The sequence below is a fragment of the Priestia sp. BR_2 genome (assembly GCF_041954005.1).
In the GTDB taxonomy this organism is placed as follows: Bacteria; Bacillota; Bacilli; order Paenibacillales; family Paenibacillaceae; genus Paenibacillus_AQ; species Paenibacillus_AQ lautus_A.
Window position 1 is genome coordinate 1 of the sequence record NZ_JAVFHM010000260.1, and the last position, 846, is coordinate 846.

An 846-nucleotide genomic window follows, 5' to 3' on the forward strand; every position below is an offset into this window, starting at 1 on the left:
GCCACGTTGGGGACAGTGAAAGTACCTTACGAGATCTGGCTTCCTAAAACTGTGTCAGAGGCCAGAGTAAAGTTATCAAAGGCATCCGGTGCGAGGTGTTTGCTCTCAATGGATCCCTCTGCGATCAGGGAACCGTTCAAAGATCCCTCGGCCACGGTTGCGCCGGTGATAGTACCTTCAGCGATCTGGCTTCCTGTAACAGAGCCGTCAGCCAGGGTGAAGTCGTCAAAAGCATCCGGTGCGAGGTGTTTGCTCTCAATGGATCCCTCGGCGATCAGGGAACCGTTAAAAGATCCCTCGGCCACGTTCGCGCCAGTGATAGTACCTTCAGCGATCTGGCTTCCGGTAACAGAGCCGTCAGCCAGGGTGAAGTCGTCAAAAGCATCCGGTGCAAGGTGTTTGCTCTCAATGGATCCTTCGGCGATCAGGGAACCGTTCAAAGATCCCTCGGCCACGTTCGCGCCGGTGATGGTCCCTTCAGCGATTTGATTTCCTGAAACAGAGCCCTCGGCCAGCGTAAAGTTATCAAAGGCATCCGGTGCGAGGTGTTTGCTCTCAATGGATCCCTCGGCGATCAGGGAACCGTTCAAGGATCCCTCGGCCACGTTCGCGCCAGTGATAGTCCCTTCAGCGATCTGGCTTCCTGTAACCGAGCCGTTATACAGATCGAACGCTGCAGACGCATCCGGTGCAGGGGATTTCATCTCAATGGATCCCTCGGCGATCAAGTAACCGGACAAGGATCCACAGGCCACGTTCGCTCCAGTGATTGTCCCTTCCACGATCTGGATTCCGACAACAGAGCCCATAGCCAAAATACACGATGCAACAGCAGCAGCGGGAGAG

The 846-nt window shown here is 55.3% G+C and carries 1 pseudogene; it reads right to left on the reverse strand.

Going from position 1 to position 846, the window contains the following annotated elements:
• Positions 1 to 26: 26 nt before the first annotated feature.
• Positions 27 to 846 (reverse strand): annotated as a pseudogene (locus RB298_RS20650) (hypothetical protein); the annotation flags it as partial.